Below are 6,535 nucleotides of genomic sequence, written 5' to 3'. Positions count from 1 at the left end.
CCAGTCCCCAGTCCCCTGCTATATTTTATAACCACATACCCTAACATCTCAAAAAAGCCGGATTAAATCTCGAAGCTACCCAGTTAGAGTCGATTGCTGCCATCCAACGACTAACTGTGTTGGCTTTGTCTGTAGCCGTGCGAATTTTACAATTGATTCAGGGACGAGATAATCCTGATTTGCCTGCAACTGTTGCCTTTTCAGACGAGCAACTGCAATGCTTGTCTACGTAGGCGTAGCCCGTCGTAGACATCGCACCAACAAGAGATGGTAAAACTCAATTGCAACAAAATCCTTATCTTCCTCAAACTCTTTCTTGGGCTACTTGGATTATTGCTCGACTTGGTGGTTGGTCTGGTTATAAGTCTGGTGAAACCTCCGGGAATTACTACTTTGATTCGCGGACTGTATCAGTTTGAATCTACCTTTTTTGGCTGGAAACTCGCTCTAGGACTACTTGTGTGTTACACCGTAGCCTTTTTAAGGGGGGAATCTTAAGAGCCAACTTTTTAAAGGGGTTGGGGGATCTCTTGTGCGTAAGTCCTGGCTAACTCAAATCCTGGGCTGGACGCAAAAATATCTGGTACAGTTCTAAAATTGTATTTTTTTGACAGGGCTGGTAAAGCAACAAAAATATATAATTGTTCTTTACACATCACAAGCATGGCAGTGTTGATCGGACGAGATTTATTAAGTCTGGCGGACATCAGTCCAACGGAACTTCAAGAACTCCTGCAATTGGCAACTCAACTTAAATCACAACAATTGAAGTTGCAGTGTAATAAAGTTTTGGGGTTGTTGTTCTCCAAAGCTTCAACTCGGACGCGGGTAAGTTTTACTGTGGCGATGTATCAACTGGGTGGACAAGTAATCGATCTCAACCCTAATGTCACTCAAGTTAGTCGCGGGGAACCTTTGCAGGATACGGCGCGAGTGTTAGATCGATATCTGGATATTTTGGCAATTCGTACTTTTGCACAGCAGGAGTTGGAAACTTTTGCTCACTATGCCAAGATTCCGGTAATTAATGCGCTTACCGATGCAGAACATCCATGTCAGGTATTAGCAGATTTATTGACGATTCAAGAAGGCTTTGGTACCCTTGCTGGTTTAACTTTAACCTACGTGGGCGATGGAAATAATGTGGCTAATTCTCTGATGTTGGGCTGTGCTTTGGTGGGGATGAATGTTAGAATTGCCACCCCTAGCGGATATGAGCCAGATTCTCAGATTGTAGAACAAGCAAGAGCGATCGCTAATCACAAAACTGAAGTTATCCTCACTCATGATCCAGAATTAGCCGCTAAGGGAGCTGCTGTACTTTATACTGATGTTTGGGCGAGTATGGGGCAAGAAGCAGAAGCAGATAACCGGATGCCAATTTTCCAGCCTTACCAAATTTCAGAGCAGCTATTGAGCCTTGCTGATCCAGAGGCAATTGTTTTACACTGTTTACCAGCCCATCGTGGCGAAGAAATTACCGAGGCAGTTATTGAAGGTTCTCAATCACGAGTTTGGGAACAGGCAGAAAATCGTTTGCACGCCCAGAAAGCTTTACTTGCCAGTATCTTAGGGGCAGAATGAAAGGAGTTAGGAGTTAGGAGTTAGGAGTTAGGAGTCAGAATAGCGAGTGTGCGGCTGGCTCTTGACTACTGAATTTGTAAAAAATCAAGAATAAATGGGTAAAAGAAAAGAGAATATTCTTGCTTTTGCCTTTTATATTTTTACTTTTCTCTTGTTATGGGGAGTTTTTTGTAGTACTAATGTTCTAGAGACATTAATAATTACTTCGCGCAAATTTATGGAACGTCTAACGGAAGCTCAACAAGAACTTTACGAATGGTTAGGAGAATACATTCGATCGCACCAGCATTCGCCTTCAATTCGGCAAATGATGCAAGCGATGAATTTGAAGTCACCAGCACCAATTCAAAGTCGTTTGGAACATTTACGCACTAAAGGATATATAGAATGGACTGAAGGCCAAGCGCGAACGATTCGGGTTTTGCGTGGTGTGAAGCAAGGTGTACCAATTTTGGGGACGATCGCTGCTGGTGGTTTAATAGAACCGTTTACTGATGCTATAGATCATCTAGACTTTTCTAATTTATCATTACCTCCCCAAACCTACGCTTTGCGGGTAGCTGGCGATAGCATGATTGAAGATTTAATTGCTGATGGCGATGTAGTATTCTTGCGTCCAGTAGCAGAACCAAATCATTTAAAAAATGGCACCATCGTCGCCGCGAGAGTAGATGGATTCGGTACAACATTAAAACGTTTTTATCGCCAAGGCGATCGCGTTACCCTCAAACCAGCAAATCCTAAGTACAATCCCATTGAAGTCAGTGCTATGCAAGTACAGGTGCAAGGTTCACTGATTGGTGTTTGGCGCGGTTACAACTGAGTAATAGGGAATGGGGAATGGAGACTGGGGACTGGGAAAGATAAATACCAATACCCAATGGCCATTTATTAGGGTTCATGACCACCTTTGTGCTTAACATTTTATGTACCTGACGCCAAATCCAGTGTCGCAACTGCCCACTTTCCGATTGAAATTACCAATTGCAAGGGAAAGTCAGGGCAGTTATTACACTCCGCAACCATTACCAGGATGCCCAAGAATGCCTCCATCTCTGCAATTGCGGCAATATCAGCGAGAAGCGATCGCTAGCTGGTTTACCAACAATGGCAGAGGGACGCTGAAAATGGCTACTGGTAGTGGTAAAACAATTACCGCATTAGCGATCGCTTGTGAATTATATCAGCAGATTAATTTACAAGTTCTGTTGGTGGTATGTCCCTACCGCCATCTTGTCACCCAATGGGCGCGAGAATGTGAAAAATTTAATTTGCAACCCATTTTAGCTTTCGAGAATTTACGCACTTGGCAAAGTCAACTATCTACGCAAATTTATAATCTGCGTTCTGGTTCTCAACGGTTTGTCACGGTGATTACTACGAACTCCACATTAATTGGAGATGGGTTTCAGTCTCAACTCAAATATTTTCCCGCCAAAACTTTAATTATTGGGGATGAGGCGCATAATTTAGGCGCACCCAAGTTAGAAGAAAGTTTACCGCGTAGTGTGGGGTTGAGACTGGCTTTGTCTGCCACACCGGAGAGATATTTTGATGATTTTGGTACGCAATCTCTATTTGATTATTTTGGGCCAGTTCTCCAACCAGAGTTTACTTTAAGAGATGCGATCGCTCAAGGTGCTTTGGTACATTATCTGTATTATCCTGTGTTAGTAGAGTTAACTGAAGCAGAAAGTATTGCTTATTTAAAGTTAACTAAAAGAATTGGGCGATCGCTACTTTATCGAGATCGAGAAAATGGACAAGCGGGGAACTTTGAAGACAATGAAGATTTAAAGCCGTTGTTGATGCAAAGGGCAAGGTTAATTGGTGCGGCAGAAAATAAATTAAATGCTTTGCGGGATTTAATGGCAACTCGCCGCGAAACTACTCACACTCTTTTTTATTGCAGTGATGGTTCACAAGATGCGGGACAACGTTCATCTCTACGCCAACTTAAAGCTGTTGCTAAAATTCTAGGGGTGGATTTAGGGTATAAGGTAAGCACCTATACAGCCCAAACATCTTTACAAGAAAGGGAAATATTGCGTCATCAATTTGAAAGTGGTGAATTGCAAGGTTTGGTAGCAATTCGTTGTTTAGATGAAGGTGTTGATATTCCGGCAATTCAAACTGCGGTGATTTTATCAAGTTCTGGTAATCCCCGCCAATTTATCCAGCGACGGGGGCGAGTTTTGCGTCCTCATCCTGCTAAGGAACGCGCAACAATATTTGATATGATTGTTTTGCCACCAGATTTAGATAGAGAAACTATAGAAGTTGAGCGTAATCTGTTGAAAAAGGAATTGCGCCGTTTTGTAGAGTTTGCTGATTTGGCTGATAACGCAGGCGTTGCCAGAATGAAATTACTGGATTTACAAAAGCGATATGGGTTATTAGATATTTGATGATGAATCAGAGAATAGTTGTATTTTTTTGTAAAATTTTTCGAGTTTTGAAAAAAGAAGCATTAAGTATGAAATAATAAGATTATGAGTTTGATGATAATGGGATGTAAGCTACGTTAAAAATTTCACTTACATCCCATTATTATCAAGATGCTTCTTTATTAAGAATAACAGAAAATGATTAAATAATAAAGTGTTTTTTCAAAGAAAATTACAAATTTGCAAAAATAGTTTTCGCAAATTTAAAGATAACGCAAACAGTGGCTTTACTGAGGCGATCGCACTACTAGAGAAAGTTAAAATATAGAAAAAGTATATTTCAAAACTCAATATGTCACAAGAGGCGAATATCGATGATGTGCAAGAGCCAATAACCAGCGCCCCGCCGGAAGTACGGCAAATTATTGAGCGGGTATGGAAGCTGGAAAAAGGCAGGCTAGATAAGAAGATTAACAGCCATATAAATGATAATATTTTGGACATTATTAAGGAAGAGGTGCGATGAAGCTAACTTCAATCAAGCTCTGCAACTTTCGCTCCTTTTATGGTACAACACCAGAGATGCTCCTGGCTGGTGGAGATGTTCACAACACGACGATTATTCATGGGAATAATGGCTCAGGAAAAACCAGTTTACTAAATGCCTTTACGTGGGTATTATATGATAAATTTAGTGCAGCATTTGCATCGATAGAGCAGTTAGTTAATAAGCGTGCGATCGCAGAAGCTCAAAAAGGTCAAGCTGTAGAATGTTGGGTAGAGATTGGCTGGGAACATGAAGGTAAACGCTATCGAGTTAAACGCGCCTGTCGAGGTTATAAAAACGAAAGTGATTTTGACGCTGGTAAAACTCAATTAACCATGTGGGTTGGTGGAGATGATGGTAAATGGAATATACCAATTCAGCAACCAGAGGATATAATTAATCAAATTTTACCCGCTACTTTGCATCAATATTTTTTCTTTGACGGCGAACGAATTGAAGAAATAGTTCGTTCTGATAAAAAAGCTGAAATTGCCGAAGCTACAAAAATCTTCTTGGGTGTGGAAGTAATCAACCGTTCTATCAGACATTTGGGAGATGCTAAAAAAACTCTAGAAAATGAGTTAAAAGCTATTGGTGATTCTGAAACTAAACAACTGTTACGACAGCAAGAAAAGATAGAGCGAGAACGTGAACGCATTATCAAACGGCAAACGGAAATTAAAGAAGAGTTAGAATATCAAAAAACTTTTAAAAAAGAGACAAGTAATCGGTTGCGAGAACTGAGTGCTGCTAAGGAATTGCAAGAAAGATGGCAGGATTTAGAATCACAGAAAGCGGCGAATCAAGAAGAATATAAAAAAACTAAGGAAGCGCTAAAAAAAGTTATTTCCGCGCGAGGTTATACCGTTTTATTGTCAGAAACTACAGCCCAGTTTCGCGGAATTATCACTGATTTGAAGCAGCGCGGCGAGTTAACATCAGGAATTTCGCGGGAATTTGTGAGTGATTTACTCAATTCTCAGCGCTGTATTTGTGGTGCAGAATTACACGAGGGTAATCATTCTCATACTCATGTGAGTACCTGGTTAAATAAAGCAGGTTCTTCGGCGGTAGAAGAAACTGCAATTCGGATGATAGCTCAAGTAGATGAAATTGATAAGCAAGCCATAGGATTTTGGGAAGAAGTTGATAGAGAACAAACTAGAATTAATCAATTAAGGCAAAGCATATCTCAAATTGAAGGCGATTTAGACAACATTCAAGAACGATTGCGAAAAGATGCTAATGAAGAAATTAGCAGTTTGCAAAAACGGTTAGATGAAATTGAAAGTAAAATTGATGAATTAAATCGAGAACAGGGTGCAAATCAGCAGCAAATTGCTCAACTTACAACTGAAATTGAAGGTTTAAATAAACAAATCGCCAAGCAAAAGCTGAATGAAGATAAGCAAACTTTAGCACAGCGACGAATTAACGCCACTCAAGATGCAATCGAACGCTTAACGGAAGTTAGAAATCGTCAAGAACAACAATTTCGCCTGCAACTAGAAAAGCGAGTACAAGAGATATTCACAGAAATTTCTGTAACTCCATACATTCCTAAAATTAGCGATAAATATGAACTGACATTAGTAGAAAATACCACGGGTATAGAAGCACCAGTTGCAGCTTCCACCGGAGAGAATCAAATTCTCAGTTTATCCTTTATTGCCAGCATCATTGACAAAGTACGGGAATGGAGTGAGAAGCGAAAAATGATGATGATTCCCGATAGTAGCACTTTTCCAATTGTCATGGATTCGCCGTTTGGTAGTTTGGATGAAAGTTCACGGCGACACATTGCTAAGACAATTCCCCAATTAGCGAATCAGTTGATAGTTTTAGTTACTAAGACTCAGTGGCGGGGTGAAGTAGAAGCAGAAATGACAGACAGAATTGGTAGAGAATATGTGCTTACCTATTATTCATCTAAGCCGGATTGCGAACAAGATTATATTGAGTTGGGTGGAGAAAGATATCCTTTGGTGAAACAAAGTCCGAATGAGTATGAATATAC

General features: G+C 40.4%; 5 protein-coding genes and 1 pseudogene. All 6 read left to right on the top strand.

Translation table 11 applies throughout. From position 1 onward, the window contains the following. Positions 1–47: 47 nt before the first annotated feature. A pseudogene (locus HWQ41_RS20455) lies at positions 48–498 on the top strand (hypothetical protein); the annotation flags it as partial. A gap of 165 nt (positions 499–663) precedes the next feature. Then, entirely contained in the window at positions 664–1,584 is a 921-nt protein-coding gene (argF, locus tag HWQ41_RS20450; RefSeq protein ID WP_292766742.1) for an ornithine carbamoyltransferase, read from the top strand. Positions 1,585–1,801: 217 nt separating this feature from the next. Beyond that, a complete protein-coding gene (gene lexA / locus HWQ41_RS20445) occupies positions 1,802–2,407 on the top strand; it encodes a transcriptional repressor LexA (RefSeq protein ID WP_292766740.1) in 606 nt (201 codons plus the stop codon). A 103-nt stretch (positions 2,408–2,510) separates the two neighbouring features. Then, positions 2,511–3,992 carry a DNA phosphorothioation system restriction enzyme gene (locus tag HWQ41_RS20440; RefSeq protein ID WP_292766738.1) on the top strand — a complete coding sequence of 494 codons (1,482 nt, stop codon included), beginning with the start codon at positions 2,511–2,513 and terminating at the stop codon, positions 3,990–3,992. A 331-nt stretch (positions 3,993–4,323) separates the two neighbouring features. Further along, positions 4,324–4,497: a hypothetical protein gene (locus tag HWQ41_RS20435; RefSeq protein ID WP_180277607.1), complete on the top strand. Its 174-nt coding sequence runs from the start codon at positions 4,324–4,326 to the stop codon at positions 4,495–4,497. Then, positions 4,494–6,535: AAA family ATPase (locus HWQ41_RS20430; RefSeq protein ID WP_292766734.1), on the top strand; the 2,042-nt coding region annotated here is incomplete at its 3' end. The genes HWQ41_RS20435 and HWQ41_RS20430, both read left to right, overlap by 4 nt.

Source organism: Nostoc sp. NOS(2021) (assembly GCF_017115025.1).
Classification (GTDB): domain Bacteria; phylum Cyanobacteriota; class Cyanobacteriia; order Cyanobacteriales; family Nostocaceae; genus Nostoc.
The sequence above is the reverse complement of the archived record's forward strand: the minus strand, read 5'-3'. Positions and strand labels throughout refer to the sequence as shown.

Excerpts from the sequence above, each read along its gene's own strand:
- argF (WP_292766742.1), top strand. The coding sequence starts at position 664 with ATGGCAGTGTTGATCGGACGAGATTTATTAAGTCTGGCGGACATCAGT.
- lexA (WP_292766740.1), top strand. The coding sequence starts at position 1,802 with ATGGAACGTCTAACGGAAGCTCAACAAGAACTTTACGAATGGTTAGGA.
- HWQ41_RS20440 (WP_292766738.1), top strand. The coding sequence starts at position 2,511 with ATGTACCTGACGCCAAATCCAGTGTCGCAACTGCCCACTTTCCGATTG.
- HWQ41_RS20435 (WP_180277607.1), top strand. The coding sequence starts at position 4,324 with ATGTCACAAGAGGCGAATATCGATGATGTGCAAGAGCCAATAACCAGC.